General features: G+C 66.8%; 23 protein-coding genes and 1 pseudogene. 9 read left to right on the forward strand and 15 right to left on the reverse strand.

All coding sequences use genetic code 11. The features are described 5' to 3' along the window. The first annotated feature begins 12 nt into the window (after nucleotides 1-12). The 9 genes from fliJ to fliR all read left to right on the forward strand — a co-directional run bounded on the left by fliJ (nucleotide 13) and on the right by fliR (nucleotide 6317). Entirely contained in the window at nucleotides 13-468 is a 456-nt protein-coding gene (gene fliJ, locus QZH52_RS26415) for a flagellar export protein FliJ (protein ID WP_301813654.1), read from the forward strand. A gap of 20 nt (nucleotides 469-488) precedes the next feature. After that, nucleotides 489-1856, forward strand: a complete 1368-nt coding sequence (locus tag QZH52_RS26420; RefSeq protein ID WP_301813655.1) for a flagellar hook-length control protein FliK — start codon at nucleotides 489-491, stop codon at nucleotides 1854-1856. 225 nt (nucleotides 1857-2081) lie between these two features. Beyond that, nucleotides 2082-2564 (forward strand): flagellar basal body-associated FliL family protein, encoded by a 483-nt coding sequence (locus QZH52_RS26425; protein WP_301813656.1) that lies wholly within the window; start codon nucleotides 2082-2084, stop codon nucleotides 2562-2564. A 21-nt stretch (nucleotides 2565-2585) separates the two neighbouring features. Continuing rightward, a complete protein-coding gene (gene fliM / locus QZH52_RS26430) occupies nucleotides 2586-3587 on the forward strand; it encodes a flagellar motor switch protein FliM (RefSeq protein WP_301813657.1) in 1002 nt (333 codons plus the stop codon). Beyond that, a complete protein-coding gene (fliN, locus tag QZH52_RS26435) occupies nucleotides 3580-4014 on the forward strand; it encodes a flagellar motor switch protein FliN (protein WP_286537849.1) in 435 nt (144 codons plus the stop codon). Before fliM ends, fliN begins: the two co-directional genes overlap by 8 nt. Then, entirely contained in the window at nucleotides 4011-4424 is a 414-nt protein-coding gene (fliO, locus tag QZH52_RS26440; RefSeq protein ID WP_301813658.1) for a flagellar biosynthetic protein FliO, read from the forward strand. Before fliN ends, fliO begins: the two co-directional genes overlap by 4 nt. Then, nucleotides 4418-5176 carry a flagellar type III secretion system pore protein FliP gene (gene fliP, locus QZH52_RS26445; RefSeq protein ID WP_495574035.1) on the forward strand — a complete coding sequence of 253 codons (759 nt, stop codon included), beginning with the start codon at nucleotides 4418-4420 and terminating at the stop codon, nucleotides 5174-5176. Before fliO ends, fliP begins: the two co-directional genes overlap by 7 nt. 9 nt (nucleotides 5177-5185) lie before the next feature. Beyond that, the gene (gene fliQ, locus QZH52_RS26450) at nucleotides 5186-5455 is read left to right on the forward strand and encodes a flagellar biosynthesis protein FliQ (RefSeq protein ID WP_301813659.1); all 270 of its coding nucleotides are present in this window, start codon (nucleotides 5186-5188) and stop codon (nucleotides 5453-5455) included. 67 nt (nucleotides 5456-5522) lie between these two features. Next, nucleotides 5523-6317, forward strand: coding sequence for a flagellar biosynthetic protein FliR (gene fliR, locus QZH52_RS26455; RefSeq protein ID WP_301813660.1), 795 nt, complete (start codon nucleotides 5523-5525; stop codon nucleotides 6315-6317). A gap of 49 nt (nucleotides 6318-6366) precedes the next feature. Here the strand turns inward: fliR and QZH52_RS26460 are convergent, their stop codons facing one another. The 15 genes and pseudogenes from QZH52_RS26460 to QZH52_RS26530 all read right to left on the reverse strand — a co-directional run. Next, nucleotides 6367-7149, reverse strand: a complete 783-nt coding sequence (locus QZH52_RS26460) for an FkbM family methyltransferase (RefSeq protein WP_301813661.1) — start codon at nucleotides 7147-7149, stop codon at nucleotides 6367-6369. Beyond that, nucleotides 7146-8066, reverse strand: a complete 921-nt coding sequence (locus tag QZH52_RS26465) for a phytanoyl-CoA dioxygenase family protein (RefSeq protein WP_301813662.1) — start codon at nucleotides 8064-8066, stop codon at nucleotides 7146-7148. Before QZH52_RS26465 ends, QZH52_RS26460 begins: the two co-directional genes overlap by 4 nt. Beyond that, on the reverse strand, nucleotides 8063-8815 hold the full coding sequence (locus tag QZH52_RS26470) for a phytanoyl-CoA dioxygenase family protein (protein ID WP_301813663.1): 753 nt from the start codon (nucleotides 8813-8815) through the stop codon (nucleotides 8063-8065). Before QZH52_RS26470 ends, QZH52_RS26465 begins: the two co-directional genes overlap by 4 nt. A gap of 12 nt (nucleotides 8816-8827) precedes the next feature. Further along, nucleotides 8828-9778, reverse strand: coding sequence for a glycoside hydrolase family protein (locus QZH52_RS26475; RefSeq protein ID WP_301813664.1), 951 nt, complete (start codon nucleotides 9776-9778; stop codon nucleotides 8828-8830). 8 nt (nucleotides 9779-9786) lie between these two features. Beyond that, nucleotides 9787-10446, reverse strand: a complete 660-nt coding sequence (locus QZH52_RS26480) for an acetyltransferase (protein ID WP_301813665.1) — start codon at nucleotides 10444-10446, stop codon at nucleotides 9787-9789. Beyond that, nucleotides 10431-11078, reverse strand: coding sequence for a class I SAM-dependent methyltransferase (locus QZH52_RS26485; protein ID WP_301813666.1), 648 nt, complete (start codon nucleotides 11076-11078; stop codon nucleotides 10431-10433). The genes QZH52_RS26480 and QZH52_RS26485 overlap by 16 nt, the downstream gene beginning before the upstream one ends. After that, nucleotides 11075-11758 carry a WbqC family protein gene (locus QZH52_RS26490; RefSeq protein ID WP_301813667.1) on the reverse strand — a complete coding sequence of 228 codons (684 nt, stop codon included), beginning with the start codon at nucleotides 11756-11758 and terminating at the stop codon, nucleotides 11075-11077. The genes QZH52_RS26485 and QZH52_RS26490 overlap by 4 nt, the downstream gene beginning before the upstream one ends. A 61-nt stretch (nucleotides 11759-11819) precedes the next feature. Beyond that, nucleotides 11820-12983 carry a DegT/DnrJ/EryC1/StrS family aminotransferase gene (locus QZH52_RS26495; RefSeq protein ID WP_301813668.1) on the reverse strand — a complete coding sequence of 388 codons (1164 nt, stop codon included), beginning with the start codon at nucleotides 12981-12983 and terminating at the stop codon, nucleotides 11820-11822. Next, nucleotides 12980-15463: a tetratricopeptide repeat protein gene (locus QZH52_RS26500; RefSeq protein WP_301813669.1), complete on the reverse strand. Its 2484-nt coding sequence runs from the start codon at nucleotides 15461-15463 to the stop codon at nucleotides 12980-12982. The genes QZH52_RS26495 and QZH52_RS26500 overlap by 4 nt, the downstream gene beginning before the upstream one ends. A 229-nt stretch (nucleotides 15464-15692) precedes the next feature. Beyond that, a complete protein-coding gene (locus QZH52_RS26505) occupies nucleotides 15693-16763 on the reverse strand; it encodes a TAXI family TRAP transporter solute-binding subunit (RefSeq protein WP_301813670.1) in 1071 nt (356 codons plus the stop codon). Between the two features lie 64 nt (nucleotides 16764-16827). Further along, entirely contained in the window at nucleotides 16828-17682 is an 855-nt protein-coding gene (locus QZH52_RS26510) for a hypothetical protein (protein ID WP_301813671.1), read from the reverse strand. 144 nt (nucleotides 17683-17826) lie between these two features. Beyond that, entirely contained in the window at nucleotides 17827-19038 is a 1212-nt protein-coding gene (gene flgL / locus QZH52_RS26515) for a flagellar hook-associated protein FlgL (RefSeq protein WP_301813672.1), read from the reverse strand. 33 nt (nucleotides 19039-19071) lie between these two features. Continuing rightward, the gene (gene flgK / locus QZH52_RS26520; RefSeq protein ID WP_301813673.1) at nucleotides 19072-21036 is read right to left on the reverse strand and encodes a flagellar hook-associated protein FlgK; all 1965 of its coding nucleotides are present in this window, start codon (nucleotides 21034-21036) and stop codon (nucleotides 19072-19074) included. A gap of 83 nt (nucleotides 21037-21119) precedes the next feature. Next, the gene (locus QZH52_RS26525) at nucleotides 21120-22727 is read right to left on the reverse strand and encodes a methyl-accepting chemotaxis protein (protein WP_301813674.1); all 1608 of its coding nucleotides are present in this window, start codon (nucleotides 22725-22727) and stop codon (nucleotides 21120-21122) included. Between the two features lie 39 nt (nucleotides 22728-22766). Then, nucleotides 22767-23072 (reverse strand): annotated as a pseudogene (locus tag QZH52_RS26530) (methyl-accepting chemotaxis protein); the annotation flags it as partial.

The following is a 23072-nucleotide window of genomic DNA, read 5'->3' on the forward strand; positions in this document are numbered from 1 at the left end:
GGAAGGACACCGATGGCCCAGAAACTCCCGCTCGACACGCTGACCGATCTCGCACGGACCCAGACCGACGACGCCGCGCGCCGCCTCGGCGCCTTGCAGGGCGCCCGGCTCGGGGCCGGCCAGAAGCTCGAACTGCTGCTGCAGTACCGCCAGGACTACTACGACCAGCTGCACCAGCTCATGAACAAGGGCCTGCCGACCGCGCAGTGGCGCAACTTCCAGGCCTTCCTCGGCACCCTCGACGGCGCCATCGAGCAGCAGCGCGCGATCGTGGCCCAGGCCGAGAGCCGGCTGGACCATGGCCGCAGCGACTGGCAGCACCACAAGCGCCGCCTCAACTCCTTCGACACCCTGGCGGAGCGCGTGCGGCGCCAGGAAATGCTGGCGCAGGCCAAGCGCGAGCAGCGCGACAGCGACGAACGCGCGGCCCGGAAGTTCTTCGACCGCGCCGCCCATCCGACCCTTTGAAATCCCGACCGGATTCGCCCATGCCCACACTCATTTCGCCCTCCGTCAAATTCGCCAGCCCCCAAGCCTCGCAGGCCGGGTCCCGTGGCCGCGGTGCCGAGGAACCCGACGGCCGCAGCTTCGGCGCCATGCTGGACCGCTCGCGCGCCGCCGGCGGCACCCGGTCGGCGGCCGATGCCGATGCCACACCCGAGGCCACCGCGACGCGGCGGCCGGGCCGCGACGGCGAGCGCAAGAGCGAACTCAGCGCCGCCGACGTGCTGGCCATGCTGGCACCGCTGGCCGCGCCGATCGCGGCACCGATCGTCGGCACCCCGGCCGATGGCCGCCCGGTCGCCGGCAATGCGACGTCCGCCGCCACCGACACCGCCCTCGCCGGCGTTCTGCCGGACTGCGCCGCAACGGACGCGTCGGCCGCCTCATTGACCGCCGCCGACGCCGCCGCCACGGCCTCGCAGGCCGCAGGCGCGGAAGAGGCGGCGCTGGCCCCGGCCGCCGCCGACCCGGAGGCGAAGGCCGATGCCCCGGCCACCGGCCGTGCGGCCAGAACCGCCGGCACGATCGATCCGGCCACCCGGACCGCCCTGTCGCCGCCTGCCGCCGAGGCAGCGGAGGCTGCCGCGCCGCCGGCCACCACCCCGGTGACCTCCTCGTTCGTGCCGCCGGTGGCTGGCGCCAAGGCCGCGACGCCGGGCGCCGGCGAGGCCGCGACGGCAGCCGCCGCGGCGCCCACCGACACGCCCAGGACCGCCGCGGGCCAGGCCACCGCCGGCGCCGCGACTTCGATCGCCGCCGCGGCCGAGCCCAAGGCCGCCGAACCGCTCGATGCCGACGCTGCATCGAGCGCGCCGACGCTGCAACCGGTCGCCTCGGCGCTGCCGGCCGCGGCCGACCGTGCCGCTGCCACCTCGAAGGCCACGCCAGTGCTGTCGGTCGCCCCGCCCGTGGGCAGCCACGAATGGGGTCCCGCGATCGGCCAGCAGATGATCCGGATGAGCGCCAGCGGCCACCAGGTGGCCGAGCTCAACCTCAACCCGGCCGGTCTCGGCCCGCTCAAGGTCACGCTGACGATGGGCGACAACCAGGCCCAGGCGATGTTCGTCTCGGCGCACGAAGGCGTGCGCAAGGCGGTCGAGGCCGCCCTGCCCCAGCTGCGCACCACCCTGGCCGACCAGGGCATCAGCCTGGGCCACACCTCGGTCGGCGCCGAGAGCCGCCAGCCCTCGCCGCAAGGCGGGTTCGCCCAGCAGAACCCGGGACGGTCGTCCGGCCAGCCGGCCTACCCCGGTGCCGGACAGGGCGTCGACGCCGCCTCGGCCGCGCCGCAGCCCGTGGCCCTGGCCCGCGCCTCGCGGACAGCGAACGCCGGCCTGGACACGTTTGCCTGAGACCTTGCGGGACAGACCAACAAACTGCGAAGCAGTTTTTGCTCTGTCCTCGACTTCCTGAGACCTTGCGGGACAGACCAACAAACTGCGAAGCAGTTTGTTGCTCTGTCCTCAACTGATCAGAAGGCAATGAACGGATCTGACGCGCTTTTCCATCCCTGATCGACCGTTCGCCAAGCCTTCAATTCGCAAAGAATAGACCGAACAAGTCAATCGAACCTCACCATGGCCACCTCACCCAACGCTCCCACCGCCGCCGCGCCTCGCTCCTCGAAGCTGCTGATCGGCCTCCTGATCGGGGTCAGCCTGCTGGCCGCCGGCGCGGTCGCCTACGTCCTGCTCGGCCCCAAGGCCGCGGCGCACCAGGCCGAAGCCGCCAAGCCGGCGCCCGAGAAGCCGATCTTCGTGGCACTGGAACCGTTCACCGTCAACGTGCAGGGTGAGGGCCGCGCCAAGTTCCTGCACGTCGGCATGGCGCTCAAGGTGCGCGGCGAACCGTCGAAGGCGCAGATCACCGAGTTCATGCCCGAGCTGCGCAGCCGGGCCTTGATGCTGCTGTCGAACCGGACCGCCGACTCGCTGGTCTCGCCCGACGACAAGGCCAAGCTGGCCGAAGAGATCCGCACCGAGCTGAACCGGCCGCTCAACGCCGATCTGCCCGAGCAGGGCATCACCAGCGTCGCCTTCAACACCTTCGTGGTGCAGTGACCCCCAGCAGGCGAGTCACCCATGGCCTATGAACAAGTCCTCTCGCAGGACGAGGTCGATGCCCTGCTGCAAGGCGTCACCGGCGGCAGCGTCGACCAGACCTCCAAGCCGGCCAAGCCGTCGGACGGCCTGCCGGCCTACGACCTCGGCGCGCCCGACCGGGTCGTGCGCAGCCGCATGCACACGCTGGAAGTCATCAACGAACGCTTCGCGCGCGGCCTGCGCAGCGCGCTGCTGAACTTCATGCGCCGCAGCCCCGACATCTCGGTCGGGCCGGTGCAGATCCAGCAGTACGCCGAGTTCGTGCGCCACCTGCCGGTGCCGGCCAACATCAACATGATGCACATGAAGCCGCTGCGGGGCACCGCGCTCTTCGTGTTCGATCCGAAGCTGGTCTTCCTGGTGGTCGACAACCTCTTCGGCAGCGACGGCCGCTACCACGTGCGGGTCGAGGGGCGCGACTTCACGCGCACCGAGCAGCGCATCATCAAGCGCCTGCTCGACCTCTCGCTGCAGTGCTACGGCGAGGCCTGGCAGCCGGTCTACCCGCTCGATTTCGACTACGTGCGCGCCGAGATGCACGGCAAGCTGGCCAACATCGTGGCGCCCAACGAGGTGGTGGTCAACACCACGCTGCAGATCGAGTTCGGCCCCATCGGCGGCTTCCTGCACGTGTGCATCCCCTACTCGATGATCGAGCCGATCCGCGACCTGCTGTCGAATCCGATCCAGGACGAGGTCGAGATCGACAAGCGCTGGGTCAAGCAGATGTCCCGGCAGATGCAGGCCGCCGACGTCGAGCTGACCGCGGACTTCGTGAAGATGTCCTCGACCATCGGCGAGGTGCTCAAGCTCCAGGTCGGCGACGTGCTGCCGATCGAGCTGCCGTCCTCCGTCATCGCCCGGGTCGACGGCGTGCCGGTGATGGAGTGCGGCTTCGGCACCTCGAACGACCGCTACGCCCTGCGCGTGCAAAACATGATCTCCCACCAAGACAGCGATGTGAAGAACGACCATGACTGACAACATTTCCTCCGCCAGCGACGCGGACGACTGGGCCAGCGCGCTGGCCGAGCAGACCGCCGCCACGCCCGCCCCACCGGCAGCCGAACCCGTGCCGGCGCCCGCCGCGGCACAGGTCTTCCAGCAGATCCAGGAGCCGGCCGCCGCCGCCAGCGTCTCCGCCGTGGACATCGCGCGCGTGATGGACGTGCCGGTGCAGCTGACCGCCGAGATCGGCCGCACGCGCATCACCATCAAGAGCCTGCTGCAGCTGTCGCAGGGCTCGGTGGTCGAGCTCGACGGCCTGGCCGGCCAGCCGCTCGACGTGCTGATCAACGGCTACCTGATCGCCCAGGGCGAAGTGGTGGTCGTCAACGACAAATACGGCATCCGGCTGACCGACATCATCACGCCGTCGGAGCGGATGCAGAAGCTGGCGCGCTCATGACGCTTCCAACGGTGCCTTCGCACGCGGTCGAGATGGCGCCGGCAGTCGGCGCCCCCGGCCTGCTGCAGGCCGGCCTCGGCATGCTGGTGGTGCTCGGCCTGATCTTCGGGTGCGCCTGGCTGGCGCGCCGCTTCGGGCTGCAGCGCTTCGGCGGCGGCGGCCAGGTGGTCAAGGTCGTGTCCAGCGCCAGCGTCGGCCAGCGCGAACGCGTGGTGGTGGTCGAGGTCGCGGGCACCTGGCTGGTGCTGGGCGTCACGGCGAGCCAGGTCAACACCCTGCATTCGCTGCCCGCGCAGGCGGTGGCCAGCGTCGCCGCCGAACCGGTTTCGATGGCCCGCAACCCGGTCGACCTGTTCGCGCAGAAGCTGCGTGAATCGCTGACCGGCAAGGCCCGTCCCGCGTCATGGTGAGCAAGCCTCTTCGCCGCGGCCTGCAGGCCGGCCTGGTGCTGCTCGCGGCTGCGCTGCCGATGGCCGCCTGGACCCAGGGCCTGCCGGGGCTGATCAGCACGCCCGGCCCCGGCGGAAGCCAGACCTGGTCGCTCAGCGTCCAGACGCTGGTGCTGCTGACCTCGCTGTCCTTCCTGCCGGCCCTGCTGCTGTGCATGACCAGCTTCACGCGGATCCTGATCGTGCTGGGCCTGCTGCGCACCGCGATCGGCACCCAGTCGTCGCCGCCGAACCAGATCCTGGTCGGGCTGTCGCTGTTCCTGACCTTCTTCGTCATGTCGCCGGTCTTCGACAAGGTCTACACCGAGGCCTACAAGCCCTTTTCCGAGAACAAGATCAGCACCGACAAGGCCCTGGAACGCGGCATCGAGCCCTTCAAGGCCTTCATGCTTCGCCAGACCCGCGAGAACGACCTGGCGCTGTTCGCGAAGCTGGCCAAGGTGCCAGACATGCAGGGCCCCGAGGAAGTGCCGCTGCGCATCCTGCTGCCCTCCTTCGTGATCAGCGAACTGAAGACCGCCTTCCAGATCGGCTTCACCATCTTCATTCCGTTCCTGATCATCGACCTGGTGGTGGCGAGCGTGCTGATGTCGATGGGCATGATGATGGTGCCGCCGGCCAGCATCGCCCTGCCCTTCAAGCTGATGCTTTTCGTGCTGGCCGATGGCTGGCAACTTCTGATCGGCGCGCTGGCGCAGAGCTTCTACACCTGAAGGACCGTCATGACCCCCGAAACCATCATGTCGATGGGCAACCAGGCGATCATGGTGTCGCTCGCGCTCGGCGCACCGCTGCTGCTGGTGGCGCTGGTCGTCGGCCTCGTCATCAGCATCTTCCAGGCGGCGACCCAGATCAACGAAGCCACGCTGTCCTTCATCCCGAAGCTGCTGGCAGTGTTCGCGACCATGGTCATCGCCGGCCCCTGGATGCTCGGCCAGATGCTGGACTACATCCGCGCCTTGTTCATGAGCATCCCCCAACTGATCGGCTGAACGTGGCCCCCACGCTCCTCACTTCGTGTGTCGCCGCCCCCCGAGGGGGCGGCCCGGCGGCAGCCTGATGCCACCCGTCTTCGAAGTCACGTCGGCGCAGCTCACCGCCTGGCTGGTGGGTTTCCTGTGGCCGTTCGTGCGGATGCTGGCGCTGGTCAGCACGGCGCCGATCTTCGGCGAAACGTGGGTGGCGCGCCGGGTCAAGGCGGCGATCGCGGCGATGCTCGCGCTGGTGCTGGCGCCGACTCTGGGCCCGATGCCCGACGTGCCGGTGGTCTCCGCCGGCGGCGTCTGGATCATCCTCCAGCAGGTGCTGGTCGGCGTCGCCATGGGCTTCACGATGCGCATGGTGTTCACCGCCGTGCTGGCCGCGGGCGAGTACATCGGCCTGCAGATGGGCCTGTCATTCGCCTCCTTCTTCGATCCCATGAACGGCGGCGCCACGATGGTGGTGGCGCGGCTGCTGAACATGCTGGCGATGCTGATCTTCATCGCGGTCGACGGCCACCTGCTGATCATCGCCGCGCTGGCCGAGAGCTTCCAGGCCCTGCCGATCACCGATGCGCCGCTGGCCGCGCAGGGCTGGATGTTCCTGGTCTCGGGCGCGAGCCAGATCTTCGCCAGCGGCATGATGCTCTCGCTGCCGCTGGTGACCGCCCTGCTGATCCTGAACCTGGCGATGGGCATCCTGAACCGCGCATCGCCCCAGTTCAGCATCTTTGCCGTCGGCTTCCCGCTGACGCTGCTGGCCGGGATCGGGATGCTGCAGCTTCTTACGCCGCACCTCGCGGTGTTCCTGGAGCCCCGATTCGCGCAAGGGCTGGAAGCGATGGTCCGGGTGGCCCGGATGCTGCATCCCTGAAGCCCTCGGCCCCCGGTGACGGCCGAGGCGGACTTTCCGCCGCGACGACTCAGCGGGCGAAGATGCAGTTCCAGAGTCCCTCGTACTTCTGGACCTGGTGCTTCTCGATCATGGCGAAGCCGAGTTGACGCAACGTGCCGGCAATCTCGTCGAGCTTCGCATCGTCGATCTCGATGAAGACCTCCTTGCAGCCGCGCAGCGATTCCATGGCGCCCCTGATCGCGGCCATCTCGTGCCCGTCGACGTCGATCTTGACGTACTCGGGCCTCGGCAGACCCATCTGCTCGATCCACCTGTCGAAATGCACGAGCTGGATCGCGTGGACGTGCTGCGGCGCGAAGGTGTCACCGAATACCGCAACGGGCGCGCCGACGATCTTCTCGTGACTCCCGAGGTCCATCTTGTGAATGTAGAGCTTGTCGGCCGAGAACCGATCCGACACCGCGACGTTGAATGCCGAAATGTCGACCTCGACGCCCCGATTGAGAAAGGCGTTCCACGACAGCAGGAAGTAGTTGGACGGATCCGGCTCGATGGCGACCACCCTGAGCTTGCGTTTCGCCGCATAGAGCGCGAAGACGCCATTGCTGGCGCCGAAATCGTAGTAGACCGACGACGCGGGAATCCGGTCGATCCAGTCCAGCAGTTCGGGCTCGATGTACTCGATCCCGGCCGCCATCCATAGCAGTCGCTTGCTGAGCGCAAGCCAGCGAAGTCTCAGGCCGCGCACTTCGGATTCGTAGCAGTAGTCGTCTGGATCGAAAGCCTCGGCACGCGCGAGGACATCCTGGGCGACGAGACTTTCGAGAGGAACTGGTTTCCAGGTTTTCATGGGTTGAGGCATCGGGAGGGTGATTCTTGGTGTTGCCGGACGACCGAGGTGCGGGGGCCGCGCATGTCCGAAGGCAAGTCGATTTCGACAGCCCTGCTGCGATACGCCGCGACAGTGGGTTCGAGCTGGTCATGTCCGGTTTTCATGTCGCTGCGCTCCAGCTCGTCGCGGGGCGGCAGCGAGCAGTAGCCGAGAACGGCCTTCTCGTCGTCGGTCAGCACTTCGTAGATGGGTTCCGGCAAAGTCCCCGTGATGTCGAAGTTCTGCTTCATCCACCAGCGGACGAAGGTCGCGATCAGGGACCAGCGACTCGCGCCCGTCGAGTTTCCCAGCGCACCGTCCCAGATGCGACTGTCCCAGATCACGATGTCTCCGGCCCGCGTCTCCACCGGTATCGCGTCGGACATCGCGGACTGGTCCGCGTAGCGGTCGGACAGGTGCGACCCGGGCACGAGCACCGTGCAGCCGCGCTGCTGCGTCTGGTCTTCGAGGACGATCGCCACCTGGCAGGCGATGCAGTGCTTGCCGCTGCTCGGAACGAACGAATCGATATGCAGCGGCATCGGCTTCGCGCCGCTGCTGCGGCCGGCAAGCGCGCGCAGGATGAAGTTCGGCTGATCCGCCGGAATCTGCCTGTACCAGGCATCGTTGAGCAGGCCGCTGAGGATTCGCATCAGCAGCGGCTTGCCGGTGAACGCGCGGAAGAACCCGACATCCTCGCGCTGCAGGTTGTAGAGCGTGTCGTGGCCCCGGTTCAGGAACGGTTGATCGTCATCGCCGGCCTGGGGGCGGTTGGCATTCAGATCCCGCATGCTGGCCAGCAGCATGTCGACTTCCCCGGGCGGGATGCCGCCGCGGATCACGCTGTAGCCTTCGTTGGCGAGCGCTTCGAGATGCGCTTGTGCGACCTGGTTCATGTGAGAGCGGTTTCGTTGCATGGGGGTTGTGGGGGAACGGCAATTTCGAGGCCCGTCAGATAGATGTCGCGGTCGACGGCGGTCCGGTAGGCGCTGACGAAATTCCGCCGGTCCCATTGCGGGCATTCGATGTCGTCGAAACGGCATGAAAGTGACAGTTTCCAGTCCGTCGAGGTCGACGTCCGGGTCTTGTGGACCAGAAATGGTGACATCAAGAGAATGTGGCCAGCCTCGATCTGCACATCCAGGCAGCCGGCGATTTCCTGTTCATGCAACACGTATCCCGCGGCGGTCTGCGCTCCGGGCCACAGACCGCGCTGGTGACTGCCGGGCACGATGCGCAGTCCCGGCCCGTCCTCGCCGATATCGGTGATCGAGGTCCAGGCAATCACGCCGTTCGAGGACGTGCCCATGCTTGGCCAATCCTGGTGATAGGGAAGTCCGTAGCCATTGCCGGTCGCATTGCTTGCCGTGTAGTGCGTGACGATCGGCCCGGTCTGGACCGGCTCGGCCAGGCCCACGCCGAGCTTCAAGGCTCCGACCATGGCCGGCGAGCAAAAGAAACGCTTGATTTCGAGGTCTTCGGCAAGCAGCTTGATGATGTTCCGGTTGCGAACGGGATCTTCGGTGAAGCGGGTCGCCGCTCGCCTTTCGAATCGGGCCCGCAGCGTGTCCATCCATTCGCGTGAACCCGGTGTCGAGACGATCGCAAAGCCGAGCCTGCGAAAGTCTCCGGCGATGATTTCCATGGCGCACTCCATCTATTCTTCTCGAAAGCCTTCGGCGTACCCGAAGCCGCTGGCGCCGAATCCGTTGCCGTTGTAGAACATCAACAACCGGTTCCCGACGGTCACCACCTCCGGGTACGCGACCATGAACGAATCCCAGCCTTCCGCGGCAACGTCGATCCCCGCCTCGCTGTCCATCCTGGACCACGCGATGCCGTCCGACGACTCGGCGTACCCGATCCGATAGCTGGCTGCGGCATCTTCCCGATACCCGCCCTGCTTTCGATACGAGTACCACATCCGCCATCTGTCGCCGTCCTTCCACACCGACGCCCGGACGATGCCGCCTTCGGCCCGGTCCGCGTAGTCGATGGCGATCCGGCCTCGGCGCTCCCAGTGGATGCCATCGCGCGACTCCGCATACTTGAGGTGATAGCGCGGCTCGGCGACGCCGTTGACCAGATCCCAGCCGGTGCACGACAGATACCAGTTGCGCCAGATGCCGTTCTCGATGCGCACGCAGGTCGTTGCGCAAAAGTACGGCTCTTCGGCGCTGCGGTCCATGACCGGGCCTTCGAACAGCCGCCGGTAGCGGGTGCCGCCGTCCTCGCTGACGGCAAGTCCGACCGAGTTGTGATACGGCACCGTGTTGCGCACGTTCCAGCCGATGTAGTAAAGATAGTGGACGCCATCGTGCTCTACGACCGACGACGGCATCATTCCGCAATCATCGAATGTGCCGGTGGCGCCGAACTGGAGCACCGGTTGCGATTCGACCCGCAGGATGTGCGACGGGTCTTGGCTGCACACGTCGAGTCGGGCGATCCAACTGCGATTGTGCGCATCACGGCTGCTGAACATGATCCCCAGCGCATTGTCCTTCACGCCCGCGACCGTCGGGATCTGCGCATGCGACTTCGCCCACGGCAGGCGGTCGTCGACCGCATAGACGAGCCCACGCTTCTCCCATCGAATGGCTGCCATCGTGCTTCCTAGAACTTCAGCCTGGTGCTGGGCATCTCGAGCTTCGTGGCCGGATTGCCTTTGTAGACCGACCATGGCTCGGTGTTCTTCATCACTGCGGCGGCCATCGCGACGAATGTTCCCTCGCCGATGCAGATGCCATCCCGCAAGGTCGCATTGACGCCGAGGAAGCTGTAGGCGCCGATGTCGCAATGGCCGGACATGACGACGTGCGAAGTGATCGTCACGTGATCCTGAATCCGCCCATGGTGTCCGATGTGGTTGCCGCTCCACAGGACGACGTTGTTCCCGATCCGCGTGAACGGCTGCAGCGTGTTGTCTTCGAGAATGAAGCAGTTCTCTCCAATCTCGTTGTTGAACGACGTCGCCCTGGAGCTGAGGTAGCTGACCATGCGGTAGCCCTTCGTCTTGATGTCGACGAAGACGCGCTCGCGATCGCGATTCATGTGCTTCGGCGACATCGGCGCAAAGAAGCTGAAGTCCGCCGGCGGATGCGTGTGCTCGACGTCCTCGAAAGCGACCACCGGCACGCCTTTGAACCACCCTCCCTCCGGCAAGTAGGCGCGGTTCACGCAAAAGGCAGCAACCCGATGTTCGGAATCGTTCTCGAGATAGAAGTGTGCAAGCTCGGCATAGTCCTGCATGCCGAAAATTACGACGTTGGCCATCCGTTGTGCTCCTTGTAGACATACACGGTGTACTCGTACAACCCATAGTCGTTTCGGACGATGTAGTGCCGCGAGAGCTTCTTCGCGATGAAATCGGTGAGCTGGTCGAGCGACACATGGAACAGGTCATCGCGTTCCCAGTCGACCTGCTTGGACATCACGTTGAACGCCATCCCGCAGCGCGTCTTCTCGAACACCACCGCAAGCATGCGCTGCAGATAGTCGAACATGTCGCTGAAAGACATCTCACGCTTTTCGGTGAATACGCCGTTCATGACGACGTAGTCGAATTCGCGCAGTCGAGTTGGGTCCGCGAGCACGTCCAGGCATAGATACTCGTTCTGGGGATACTTCTTCCGGGACAGTGCGCAGAATGCGGACGATGCATCCAGTCCTGCATACCGCAAGCCCTCCACATCGTGATCGAGCATGTACGCATAGAGGTGCGACGCGCCGCAGCCCAGATCGAGCAGCGTCTTCTCGGTGGTCGATGGCCTGATCAGGTCGAGCATGACCCGGTAGCGCTTCGCCGCATCCGCTGCGTTCGGCCAGTCGACCCCGCGGTGGGAGTCGCCGAACTGCGCCAGGCAGTCTTCATAGTGGCGGATGATCGCCTGGTATTGACCACTCACGACAGAACTCCGCCCTGAAGCTGCGCGTCGATGGAAGCCGCGTCGTTGTGCATCAGCACGTCGACCATCGACAGTCCTGGCATGAACCCCGCACCTCCGTGTGCGTGAGGTTGCAGCGATGGCGTCAGGAACTCCAGCCTCAACCCGTTCTCTTCGAAGCGTGCGCGGTCGTAGAGTTCGATGCCGCCGATCGAGTTGACGTACAGGTCGGCTTTTTCACGCAGACAGATGTCGATGATCCTGGCCTGTGCTCTCAGATCGGCGTTTCCATACTGCCGCGACGTCGCGATGATTTCTGTTTTCAGCCCGAGGTGATCGCGCAGGCAGTTCAGGCTGTGCAGCAGGTAGTCGGCAAGGTTTTCCGCCGGGTGCTGAACGACGCGTTCAATGAGCGGAAAGACCCGCTCGAATTGCGATGCGCGGGCATACGCCTGCCGGATCGACTTGACGATCCGGCCGCGCCAGGCCGTGTCGTTGCCGAGGGCGATGTCGCAGATACGCCGGTTCTGGCTGGCCTGGCGCAGCGGCACGGTCAACATGTGCGCCGCGCCGTCGATGTCGATCCGGTTCCGGTTGATCCAGCCGCGATTGATGAAGTTGACATCGTCGTAAAGGACGAACGCGTCGACTTTGGACATCAGCTGGAAGTAACCGAGATACGGAAGGAAATAGGGTTGCATGACCGCCAACCGGCGTTCGGCTGGCATGTGGCGTGAGGCCCGCGCTTGCATGCTGGCCGGTTCAGGCGAAGGCCTCTGCCATCGCCTTCGCGCTCGCCCGCGTCGCGGCCCAGGCCCCGATCAGCCCGGCGATCTCTTCCACCTGCGCATCCTGCAAGGCGGGATAGATCGGCAGGCAGAGCACCTGCTGGGCGGCGGCGGACGCGACCGGCAGGTTGTCGCGATGCGCCGAGGGCAGGTTCCTGTACATCGGGAAGTCCGAGATCAGCGGGTAGAAATACCGGCGGGCGTGTATGTGGTGGTCGCGCAGCTTCTGGTAGAGGGCATCGCGGCTCAGCGGGTACTCGGGGCCGACCAGGATCGGAAAGTAGGCGTGATTGGCCACCCGTTCGCCGCCATCCTCCGGGCAGCGGATTCCTCGCGTGCCCTTGAGCAGTTCGCGATAGCGCGCATCGATCTCTTCGCGGCGCGCAAGCGCCTGGTCGACGTGCTTGAGCTGCAGCAGCCCGAACGCGGCATTGACCTCGCTCATCTTGCCGTTGATCCCGGACGCGACCACCGTGACCTCTCCCACATGGCCGAAGTTCTTCAACTGGTCGATGCGCAGCTTGGTCTTGGCGTCGGGGCAGACGATCGCGCCGCCTTCGAAAGTGTTGAAGACCTTGGTCGCATGAAAGCTCAGCACCGAGAGATCACCGTGCCTGAGGATGCTGCCGCCCGCGTCCTCGACGCCGAAGGCATGTGCCGCGTCGTAGATGACCTTGAGGTTGTAGTTGTCGGCGATGGTCTGGATGGCCTCGACGTCGCAGGGATGTCCGTACACGTGCACCGGCATGATCGCGGTCGTCTGCGGGGTGATGGCCGCTTCGATCCTGGCCGGATCGAGGTTGAGCGTCAGCGGGTCGACGTCCGCGAATACCGGCTTGATGCCGTTCCAGAGCAGCGAGTGCGACGTCGCCACGAACGAGTACGGCGTGGTGATGACCTCGCCCGTGATGCGCAGGGCCTGCAACGCCGTGACCAGCGCGATGGTGCCGTTGGTGAACAGGGCCAGATGCTTGACCCCCAGGTAGTCGCAAAGGGCCTGCTCGAGCTGTTGATGGAATGGACCGCCGTTGGTCAGCGTCTTGCTGGCCCAGATCTCTTCCAGATAGGGGATGAATTCGTCCAGCGGCGGCAGGTAGGGCTGCGTCACGTAGATCGGATCCGTGCGCGATGCGGTCATGCGCAACCTCCCGGGTCGCGACTGGCGTCGAAGGACGCAGCAGGCAGGCCCGCGCACCAGCGCCGCCACATCGTGCGCAGGGCACGTTCCAGTGCGGCTGCGATCAGCGGCGGCTGGCCGATGGCCGAGCCTGCAAGGCGACCGCGCAGGCTGGCGCGCAGTTGCGCCAGCTCGGGCAGGCGCTGCGCCAACGACGCGCCCTGCGCCTCGAATGCCGAGGCATCCTGCACCACGAATTCATCCAGACCGACATGCCCGAGCACGCTGACGCCGGCGCGGCCGGCCATCGTGGTGCCGGCGAGCGTCAGCGTGGGCACGCCCATCCACAACGCATGCAAGGAAGTGGTCGCCCCGTTGTAGGGGAAGGTGTCCAGGCAGACATCGACCCGGTGGTGCAGCCCCAGGTAGTGCGGCATGGCGCCGCGCTGATGAAAGTCCAGTCGACTGCGCTCGATGCCTTCGCCGTCGAACCAGCCGATCAGCGCCTCGTACTCCCCATGGCGCGGCAAGCCGGCCAGCAGCATGCGCGAGGTGGGCACGGCGCGCAGCAGTCGCGACCACAGGGCGACGACTTCCCGGCTGATCTTGTGCAGCCGGTTGAAGCTGCCGAAGGTCAGGTGCCCCGCGCGGAGTGCCGGCAGATCGTTGACCGGCGGCGCCTCGGCCGACGGCCGGAAGGGGGCGTTCGCCGGCAGGTACGCGAGCTTCTCCGTGAACTGGCCATCGAAGCGTCCGGGCGGCAGTATGAAGCGATCGGCCAGGTAGTAGTCCATGCTTTCGAGGCCGGTCGTCCCGGGGTAGCCCATCCAGGTGACCTGCACCGGCGCCGGCCGGCGCGCGAAGACCGGCAGGCGGTTGTCGGCGGTGTGGCCCGAGAGGTCGATCAGGATGTCGATGCCGTCGGCGCGGATCTTCTCCGCCAGTTCGACATCGCCCACCCCGCCGACCGTGTGCCAGTGCTTCAGCTGGCCGCGCAGGCGTTGGCTGACGTGGTCTTCCGCGGCGCGCCGGGTCGAATAGGCGTGCAGCACCAGGGCGGGTGCGGCCGCCAGATGCTCGAGCACCGGCTCGAGAAATGAAGCGACGGCATGGTTGTACAGGTCGCCTGAGACGAAACCGATCTGCAGCGCCCGCTCGGGTTCGCGCGACCTGTCATGCGGCCTCCACGAGGCCCGCAGCGGCGTTTCGAAGCGCTCGCCGAACCGGCGGTGCTCGGCGAACACGGTGTCTGCGTCCAGCGCCTGTCCATGGGTCAGACTGAACAGCAGGGCGCTGTGCGAATTGGCTTCGTCCGGCTGGATTTGCAGGGCGCGGCGGAAACAGGCTTCGGCCTCGGATTGCCGGCCTTGGGCACTGAGCGAGGTGCCGAGGTTGGCAAAAAGGTAGCCCAACGCCGGGTTCGCCGCCACGCCGCGCCGGAACGCGGCTTCAGCCTCTGCCGACCGGTCCTGCTCCAGCAGCAGCAGGCCAAGCTGGTTGTGCCCGACCGTGTTGGCCGGACGGATGTCGAGTGCCGTGCGGTATTGCGCCTCGGCCTCCGCCAGCCTCCGCATGTTCTTGAGTACGCCGCCCAACTCGAGGTGGGCCTCGACATAGGAGGGGTCGATCTCCAAGGCGCGCCGGCAATGCAGCTCGGCCTCGAACAACCGGGCCTGCCCCTGCAGCATCCAACCCAGGGTGCAGTGCGCCTTGACGTGCATCGGATCGATCTCCAGCACCCGGCGGAGGGTCGCCTCGGCCTCGTCCTGGCGTCCGACGGTGGCCAGGGTCAGGCCCAGATTGAATTGCGCCTCGGCATCCTGTGGCAGCAGCCTTGCCGCCGTCTCGAACGGCTGCAACGCGCCGCGAGGGTCTCCTTCGGCGCAGATCGCCACGCCCAACACCTTCCAGGCTGCCGGGTGCCTTGGGAAGCGCCGGGTCAGCGAGCGAGCCAGTGCCTTGACCTTCTCATAGCGCTTCTGGGCGAAGCAGGTCGTCAGCTGGCCGAGTTCCCGAGCACTCGGCTGCGCCGTGCGGCTGAAATCGCTCGGCGCGGCCTGGACCCGCGGCGCCGGCGGCACCCCGGCGGGCGCCTGGGTATCGCGAATCGAGCGGGCGATTCGCGTTCGGACTTCCAGCTGCCTGGCCAGTGCCTGTGCGAGTTCGCCCTGCAAGCCGTCCTGCAGGGCGGACTCCAGCAGGTCTCGTGCGGCGTCGAGTTGATCGGCCTGCATCAGGGCATCGATGCAGCCAAGCTGGTAGTTCGGGTTGTCCGGTTGCGCCCTCAGCGCCGCCACGAAATGCGGCAGTGCCTCGCTCGCCCGCCCTGCGCGCACCGCCAACCGGCCCAGGCCGTAGTTCGCCTGGGCATGTTGCGGCTGGGCGTCCAGAATGCCGCGGTAGAGCGTCTCGGCGTGCTCCAGCTGGCCGCTCCGGTGGAAGTTCGTGGCCATTCGCAGCGATTCGTCCAGCGCGTGAACCAAGGCGTCGACCACGGGCATGTCGCTGTCGCTCGGACCGGCAAGTTGCTGAGATGAAGGAGATGCGTTCATCGATGAGAAAGGAGTTTTCGAGAACGCCGTGGGAGGCGCCCGCTTGCCTGGATTGTTGGCGGTAGCGCCAGGAAGCAAAGCGCAGATCAGAAGGGAAACAACCCCTCTGATCCGGCAACTGGCAGGAAGACGGCGGCGGGCCTGCAGCGTCGGCTGAGGCCCCGAGCGCGGGCCGGGCTCAGCGCCTGCAGATCCCCAGCACCAGCTCCTGCTCGGTGCAGTTGCGCGGCAGCGGCGGCGGCGCCGCCGCTGCAGCACCGACGGCGGTCCGGCGGGCGATGCAGTTGCGCATGCGCTTTTCCATCGGCCCGTAGTAGCGCCATCCCTGGCTCAGGGGCGGCAGTTCCAGGCGCACCTGCTTCCACTTGGGGTGGCCGTTGGCCTGCAGCTTGTCGAAGTTGGCGCAGAGGGAATCGGCGAAGCGGCTCAGCGCGCCGACCGTCGACTGCAGGCCGTAGTCGTAAGTGACCAGATAGGCCTTCACGGTCAGGGTGGGCACGTCGGCCTTGAGCCATGTCGAGTAGCTGGAGGCGCGGATCACCGCCGGGAAGTAGGTCTTCTTCGCCTGCGCCGTCTCCGGCACCGCCTCGTCGAGCTTCAGGATCTTGATGTAGTTGCGCGCCTCGGCCTTCATGTCCGTGAACAGCTTGGCCGGCTGCCCGGCGACGATGATCGCGACATCGATCGACTTGTCGACCGTGAGCCTGGCCAGCGCCTCTTCATTGGTCAGGTACTGCGCGTTGGCAGGCGGCAACGGCTCGCCGAACATCAGCTGGTAGAGCGTTCGAGAAGTGAGCGCGGTGCCGCTGCCCAGCGGGCCGACCCCGATCTTCTGGTTTTTGATCTCGTGGATGCTGTTGAGCGGCGAGTCGGCGCGGACGACGAAGTAGATCTCCTCGTCGTAGAGCGGCATGATCAGGCGCAGCGGCCGGATGATGTTGCCGGCGTCGGCGTTGCCGGCCTTCGCCTCGTCCAGGAAGGCCTGATAGACGTCGGACTGCACCAGCGCCAGCTTGACGCCCGGCTCGAAGCGCATGCGCTGGACGTTTTCGGCCGACCCCTTCGACTCGAGGACTTCGAGATCGATGTCGGCCGGATCCGCGACCCAGGTCGCGAGGTCCCGGCCGATCTGGATGTAGGTGCCGGTTTTCGATGCGGTCACGATCTTGTACTCTGCCCGGGGCGCCGCGGCCGCGCAAGCGAGGAAGGCCATCCACAACAGCCCGATAGACAGGGATCTTATTGGCATGCTGGCTCCGTCGAAGGTTGCTGACACTGCCAGGAGATGCCTGGCTCATTCTTGCGCGCACTCTCTATTTCTTCGAGCACAGGGCCAGCGCCGCCAGCGCCTCGCTGCACTCCTTGTCCTGTGGTCCGGCCGCACCGGCGGTCGGCGCGGGCGGGGACGCAAGCGGCGCCTCCGGCCGCGCCGGGGCCGGGGCCGGCGGCGCAGCGGCCTGTTCCAGCCGGATCGCCCTGGACGGCTTCAGCGAAACGTCAGGAAGGGGCTCCCCGCCGGCGGCCTGCGCCTGCGCTCGCTTGTCGAAGGCCTGCCACAGCGCCTGCACCGCCGGATCGTCCGAATGGTCGGCGTCCAGGCCCTCGAGCACCTGCTCGGCAGTGCCCAGGTCGCCGCGCTTCAGGGCGCCCTGGACCCGCTCGACGTCGTCCCTGAACGCGCGCTCCCTGGTGGCCTCGTTCTCACCGCCAACATAGACGCGCTCGAGCCCCACGACGGCGACCCCGGCCACGACCAGTGCAAGCGCAATGCCCGCCACCATGCGCTGGGGGGTCGCGAAGCGAGTCAGCCAGTTCGACTTGCCGCCGCCGCCGAGCACTTCCGTCTGCCAGAACGCGCCCGGCCGGACCATGCCGATCTCGGCGTCGGCCTCCTGTCCGGCCGTGCCCGTGGGGCCGGGAATGTGGATGACTTCGTCCGCTTCCGGCTGCACCGTGTCCCTGAAGTCGATGACCATCGGGGCCGGCACCTCCTTGGCCACGGAGAGCCCGCGCCCGGACACGGCCGGCGGTTCGCCATCGCCGGTATCGGCGGGCGCCAGCTGATCCTCGAAACAAAAGGGACAAAAGCGGTTCCCCTTCTGCAGCATGGCAGCACAACGCCTGCAGGGCACCGAGAACGATGGATCCAGATCGGCCAGGTTCGCCATGGTTCAGGACAAGTTTCATGCTCGCGCCAGAATTGAGCGATGTAATGATTTTGTACCTACTTTAACGCCGAACCAAGCCGGTTGGAGCGGGACGCCCCCGAAGGAACGAGGCCCGGGCGCGTCCGCCGCCCAGGCCGTCGTCCATCAAAGGTAGTTGAAGAGCGAGATCGACGCCAGCTTGGCGAAGGTCATCTGGGTCGCCTGCAGCGAGGTCTGCCGCTGGTAGAACTCCGAGATCGCGCTGGCCGGGTCCAGGTCCTCGATCGAGGACATGTAGCTCTTGTCCATCAGCACGCGCGAAGCGCCGCCGTCGTCGAGGGCGTCGACCTCGTTCATGCGCGAGCCCACCGACGACAGGACGGTGAGCACGTTGTCGTGCGCGTTCGTGACCTTGACATTGGCGGTGCTCAGCGCATTCTGCAGCTTCGCCTGCGCTGCGGCGCCGCCGCCGGTCAGCGGGGTGCGCAACGCCGTGACCAGTTCGCCGATGGTCGCGAAGACGTCGGTGCCGGCGTTCTTGGCGGTCGTGACGTTGAAGGTGTCGCCGTTCGCCGGCGTGCCCGTCATGCTGATCTGCAGCCCGCCGAAGGCGATCGGCGAGCCGGCCGTGAAGGCGCCGCTGGCGGCGACCACCGGGGGCGTGTCGTTGGTCGACACGGTGTAGTTGCCGGCCGCGAAGCTGATCGTGAAGTCCTTGCTGTAGTTGGCCGCGGTGGCATCGACCACGCTGACCGCGCCGAAGACGGCGGTGCCGGTGTTGGCCGCGGCGCCCGAGGTGACGTAGCCCGCGCCGCCCTGTACCGACTGGAACACGGTGCGGCCGTCGTCGGAGGTCGACAGCTGGCGCGCCACGTCGACCTGCATCAGGCGCTGCCCCTGGTCGCCGACGTACTGCACGCCGCCGCCGGCCTGGGCCGCGAAGGGCGGGCTGGCGCTCTTGTAGCCGGCGAACAGGAACTGGCCGTTGCCGTCGTCGGAGTTCGCGACGCCCACCAGCTGGTCCAGATTGCTCTGGATCGCGGTCGCCAGCGAAACGCGGTCGGCATCCGACAAGGTGCCGTTGCCGGCCTGCACGGTCAGGGTCTTGATGTTCTGCAGGATGACGGTGGTGCTGTCGAGCGCGGTTTCCTCGCGCTTGAGGGACAGGGTCGCGCGTTCGCGGCTGGTGGCGTACTGGGCCGACTCGGCCAGCGTCTGGGCGACGCCGAGTACCCGCGCCGCGCCCACCGGGTCGTCGCCGGCGGTCAGGAACTTGGTGCCCGCCGACAGGCGCTGCTGGACGTTGAAGAGATTCTGCTGCTGCAGGCCCATCGCGAGGGTGTTCTGCTCGTAGAACGAACTGGTGCTGATACGCATCACGGCTCCTTGGATTGGGTGGGGTCGGCGCGATCAGCTGCGGATGCCGAGGATCGCGTCGAAGATGGTCGAGGCGGTCTGGATGACCTTCGCGTTGGCCTGGTACATCTGCTGGAACATCAGCAGGTTGGCGGTTTCCTCGTCCTGGTTGACGCCCGAGATCGACTGCTGGCTGGCCTTGATCTGGCTGGTCACGCTCTCCTGCGTCTTGGTCGCGACCTTGATCTCCATCGCCTTGTTGCCGACCTCGCTGACCAGCTGCGAGTAGGCGCCATTGAAGGTGGTGGTGCCGTTGCCCATCGTGCTCTGGCGCTGCAGGGCGCCCAGCAGCAGCGCGTTGCTGCCGTCCGACACGCCGCCCGAGTTCTTGCCGATGGTGAAAGTGTCGCCGTTGGCCGGCATGCCGGTCATCGCCATGCTGAGGCCGTCGAAGCTGATCTGGGCGCCCGCCGTGTAGGGCACCGGGGCGCCTGCTGCGTAGGTGGTCGCGGTGCCGTTGGCCAGCGTCACGGTGACGGCGGAGGTTGCGGGGAAGCCCGACAGCGTACCGGTCGCCGAGTCGTAGCTCAGCGTCAGGTTGGCGGCCAGCGGGGTCGCCGGGTAGGTCGGGTCGACGGTCGCCTTGCCCAGCTTGCCGCTGCCCTGGTTGCCGGCGCCGTTGCCGGTCACGATCGGCGAGGCCGCCGCCACCTTGGCCGGGTCGAGCACCAGCACGTCCATGTCGCGCGCACCGGTGCGGGTGGGCTGCACCAGGAAGGAGTCGCCGGCCTGGGCCGTGCCGCTCGCCTGTGTCAGGCTCACGCCGTCGAAGCTGATCGGGAAGCTCGTGAAAGTGCCCATCGACTGCTTGTCCGACAGCCGGGTCACCGAGTAGTTCAGCGTGCCCGCCACGTTGCTGACCTGCACCGAATAGTCGCTGGTGCTGAGCTTGTTGGTGTCGGTCACGACACCCGACAGCACCATGTTGCCGGTGTTCTTAGCGTTCGAGAACACGGCGGGCGTGGCGGTGGTGAAGAAGTCGGTGCCCAGCGCGCCGTTGAGGTCGACGCCGAGGCCGTGCTGCTCGTTGAAGGCGCCCGAGACCGCCATCGCCAGGCGGCCGATGGCGTTCTGGGCCGGGATCAGGGTCTGGGTGCGGAAGTTCATCAGGCCGCCCAGCGAGCCGCCGGTGATGACGTCGCTGCCGAGTTCCGACACGTTGCCGGCCAGGCCGACCAGCGCCACCGTGGTGCGGGTCGGGTCGGCGGCCGAGGGCACCGCCTTCATGGTCGCGGCCTGGTCGCCGGTCACCAGCGACTGGCCATTGCCCATGAACACGTTGTACTTGCCGTTGTCCTGCTCGAGCACCTTGACGTCGACGATCTGGCTCAGGTCGCTGACCAGCTGGTCGCGCTGGTCCAGCAAGTCGTTCGGCGGCTGGCCGCCGGCGACGGCGGTCATCATGCTGATCTGCTGGTTGAGGCTGGCGATCTTGCTCGAATAGGTATTGATCTGCGAGACGCTGCCCGAGATCTGGTCGTTGACCGATCCGTTCAGGTCGCTCAGGTACTGGTCGGTCGCGCGGAACTTGTTCGACAGCGACTGCGCCGAGCTGATGAGCTGCTGCCGCGCGGCCGAGTCGGCCGGGGTGTTGGCGACGCCCTGCACCGCGGTGAAGAAGGTCTGCATCAGCACGCTGATGCCGGAGGTCTTGTCGGCCAGCAGCGAGTCGATACGGTTGATCTCGGTGCCGTAGGAATTCAAGGCCGCCGAGGAGGATTGGGCCGTGGCCAGCTGCGCGGTCAGGTAACGGTCGTAGCTGCGGCTGATCGTGGTGACACCGGCGCCGGTGCCGACATAGCCCGAGCCGGTGGCGACCGCCGCGTTGGTGGCGACTTCCGCGACCTGCCGGCTGTAGCCGGTGGTGTAGACGTTGGCCGTGTTGTGGGCCGTCGTCATCAGCGAGGTTCGCGCGACATTGAGGCCGCTCAGACCCGTGAAGAACAAGTTTCCTGACATGGGATCGATTACCTGGTTGGGTGTGGGTGGGTGTTGCTTGCGGCATCGCCGCTGCAATGCCTTCAGGGTCTATATCGGCCGCTTCAGCCGAAAGTTGAAGGCTGAACGGCGCCTGACTCCCGAAGCTTGAACACCCCCACCACCTGTGACAGGCCGCCGGCCTGGCCCTGCAGCGACTGCGCCGCAGCCGCGGCCTCTTCCACCAGCGCCGCGTTCTGCTGCGTCACCTGGTCCATCTGCGTGATCGCCTGGTTGATCTGCTCGATGCCCGAGGTCTGCTCCTGGCTCGCCGCCGTGATCTCGCCCATGATGTCGGTCACCCGCTTCACGCTGCCCACGATTTCTTCCATCGTGCGGCCCGCCTCGGCCACCAGTGCGCTGCCCGCGCCCACCTTGCCCACCGAGTCGTCGATCAGGCCCTTGATCTCCTTGGCCGCCGCCGCCGAGCGCTGCGCCAGGCTGCGCACTTCCGACGCCACCACCGCGAAGCCGCGGCCCTGCTCGCCGGCGCGTGCGGCTTCCACCGCCGCGTTCAACGCCAGGATGTTGGTCTGGAACGCGATGCCGTCGATCACGCCGATGATGTCCACGATCTTCTTCGACGAGGCGTTGATCGACGCCATCGTGTCCACCACCTGGCTCACGACTTCGCCGCCCTTCACCGCCACTTCGGAGGCCGAAGCCGCGAGTTGATTGGCCTGGCGCGCGTTGTCGGCGTTTTGCTTGACGGTGCTGGTGAGTTCCTCCATCGAGGCGGCCGTTTCCTCCAGCGAGCTCGCCTGTTCTTCGGTGCGCGACGACAGGTCCTGGTTGCCCGCCGCGATCTGGTTTGAGGCAGTCGCGATCGTGTCGCTGGAGGCCTTGATCTTGCCGACCACCTCGGTCAGCTCGATCTGCATCAGCCGGATCGAATGCAGCAGGCTGCCGGGCCGGGCCGAGCCGGTGTCCACCTCGACCGCCAGGTCGCCGGCCGCGATGCGGCCGACCACCTCGGCCGCGTAGGCCGGCTCTCCGCCCAGCTGGCGCCCGAGCGAGCGGGCCACCCCGGCGCCCAAGCCCAGGCTGGCCAGCAGACCGACGACCGCGATCACCAGCATGAGCCAGCGCGAGCCCTGGTAGGTCTCTGCGGCCCGCTCCGCGCTGGCCTTGGCGAGCGTGTTGGCGTGGGCCACCATGGCCTCCAGGACCTCCTCGAGCGCGCGCGAGTCCTTCAGCAGCTGCGCGCTGTCGTCACCAACCCGGCCGTCGAATTGCGAACTGTCGAGCGATTGCTTGCCCAGCAGCGTGACGAAATCGGCCATGCGCAGCTTCAACGGCGCCATCAAGGCCTCGTACTGCCGGTACAGCTTGGTGCCGGCCTCGCTGTCCAGGAACAACGGCTTGGCCTCGGCGGTGCGCGCCTCGAGGGCCTCGAGCGATTGGCGGATCGCGTTGGATCCCGTGTTGCGCTCACCGCGGGTGGCCGCCGACAGCAGCGTCATCTGCGAGCGGCTGGCATAGAGCAGCGCGATATTGGCCTGCTGCACGGCCTGCAGAGCGCTCAGCTCGTGGGTGTAGAGCCTCTCGGTCGACGCGCTGATGCGCCCCATGTGGAAGATGCCGAGCGCGCTGACGAGCGCGCCAAGGGCCGCGACCACGAGGAAACTCAAGACCAGCTTGACGGTGACGCGAAGATTTTGAAACCACTGCATTGCTGCTCCTAGGATGGCGGCCGTACGCCGCACGGGCTGTTAGAACTCGGTCCAGTCGCCGGACGAGGCCAGCTTCGGCTCGCTGCGAGCCGCCGACTCCGCCGGGCGCTTCGCCGTCGGCGCCGAAGCGCCCGGCCTGCGGGCGACCTGCTGCGCCTTCGCTTTCGACTTCGCCTGCGCGATCACCCGCGCGGCCTCGCCGTCGCTGGCCATCTTGAACACGCTGACCGCCTGCACCAGGCTCGACGCCTGCTCCTGCAGCGACCCGGCAGCGGCCGCAGCCTCTTCCACCAGCGCCGCGTTCTGCTGCGTCACCTGGTCCATCTGCGTGATCGCCTGGTTGAT

This window comes from Variovorax ginsengisoli, from assembly GCF_030486595.1.
GTDB classification, from domain to species: domain Bacteria; phylum Pseudomonadota; class Gammaproteobacteria; order Burkholderiales; family Burkholderiaceae_C; genus Variovorax; species Variovorax ginsengisoli_B.

What these genes read in the sequence shown, in the direction of transcription:
- fliJ (WP_301813654.1), top strand. Translation starts at nt 13, where the DNA reads ATGGCCCAGAAACTCCCGCTCGACACGCTGACCGATCTCGCACGGACC.
- QZH52_RS26420 (WP_301813655.1), top strand. Translation starts at nt 489, where the DNA reads ATGCCCACACTCATTTCGCCCTCCGTCAAATTCGCCAGCCCCCAAGCC.
- QZH52_RS26425 (WP_301813656.1), top strand. Translation starts at nt 2,082, where the DNA reads ATGGCCACCTCACCCAACGCTCCCACCGCCGCCGCGCCTCGCTCCTCG.
- fliM (WP_301813657.1), top strand. Translation starts at nt 2,586, where the DNA reads ATGGCCTATGAACAAGTCCTCTCGCAGGACGAGGTCGATGCCCTGCTG.
- fliN (WP_286537849.1), top strand. Translation starts at nt 3,580, where the DNA reads ATGACTGACAACATTTCCTCCGCCAGCGACGCGGACGACTGGGCCAGC.
- fliO (WP_301813658.1), top strand. Translation starts at nt 4,011, where the DNA reads ATGACGCTTCCAACGGTGCCTTCGCACGCGGTCGAGATGGCGCCGGCA.
- fliP (WP_495574035.1), top strand. Translation starts at nt 4,418, where the DNA reads ATGGTGAGCAAGCCTCTTCGCCGCGGCCTGCAGGCCGGCCTGGTGCTG.
- fliQ (WP_301813659.1), top strand. Translation starts at nt 5,186, where the DNA reads ATGACCCCCGAAACCATCATGTCGATGGGCAACCAGGCGATCATGGTG.
- fliR (WP_301813660.1), top strand. Translation starts at nt 5,523, where the DNA reads ATGCCACCCGTCTTCGAAGTCACGTCGGCGCAGCTCACCGCCTGGCTG.
- QZH52_RS26460 (WP_301813661.1), bottom strand. Translation starts at nt 7,149, where the DNA reads ATGAAAACCTGGAAACCAGTTCCTCTCGAAAGTCTCGTCGCCCAGGAT.
- QZH52_RS26465 (WP_301813662.1), bottom strand. Translation starts at nt 8,066, where the DNA reads ATGAACCAGGTCGCACAAGCGCATCTCGAAGCGCTCGCCAACGAAGGC.
- QZH52_RS26470 (WP_301813663.1), bottom strand. Translation starts at nt 8,815, where the DNA reads ATGGAAATCATCGCCGGAGACTTTCGCAGGCTCGGCTTTGCGATCGTC.
- QZH52_RS26475 (WP_301813664.1), bottom strand. Translation starts at nt 9,778, where the DNA reads ATGGCAGCCATTCGATGGGAGAAGCGTGGGCTCGTCTATGCGGTCGAC.
- QZH52_RS26480 (WP_301813665.1), bottom strand. Translation starts at nt 10,446, where the DNA reads ATGGCCAACGTCGTAATTTTCGGCATGCAGGACTATGCCGAGCTTGCA.
- QZH52_RS26490 (WP_301813667.1), bottom strand. Translation starts at nt 11,758, where the DNA reads ATGCAACCCTATTTCCTTCCGTATCTCGGTTACTTCCAGCTGATGTCC.
- QZH52_RS26495 (WP_301813668.1), bottom strand. Translation starts at nt 12,983, where the DNA reads ATGACCGCATCGCGCACGGATCCGATCTACGTGACGCAGCCCTACCTG.
- QZH52_RS26500 (WP_301813669.1), bottom strand. Translation starts at nt 15,463, where the DNA reads ATGCCCGTGGTCGACGCCTTGGTTCACGCGCTGGACGAATCGCTGCGA.
- QZH52_RS26505 (WP_301813670.1), bottom strand. Translation starts at nt 16,763, where the DNA reads ATGCCAATAAGATCCCTGTCTATCGGGCTGTTGTGGATGGCCTTCCTC.
- QZH52_RS26510 (WP_301813671.1), bottom strand. Translation starts at nt 17,682, where the DNA reads ATGGCGAACCTGGCCGATCTGGATCCATCGTTCTCGGTGCCCTGCAGG.
- flgL (WP_301813672.1), bottom strand. Translation starts at nt 19,038, where the DNA reads ATGCGTATCAGCACCAGTTCGTTCTACGAGCAGAACACCCTCGCGATG.
- flgK (WP_301813673.1), bottom strand. Translation starts at nt 21,036, where the DNA reads ATGTCAGGAAACTTGTTCTTCACGGGTCTGAGCGGCCTCAATGTCGCG.
- QZH52_RS26525 (WP_301813674.1), bottom strand. Translation starts at nt 22,727, where the DNA reads ATGCAGTGGTTTCAAAATCTTCGCGTCACCGTCAAGCTGGTCTTGAGT.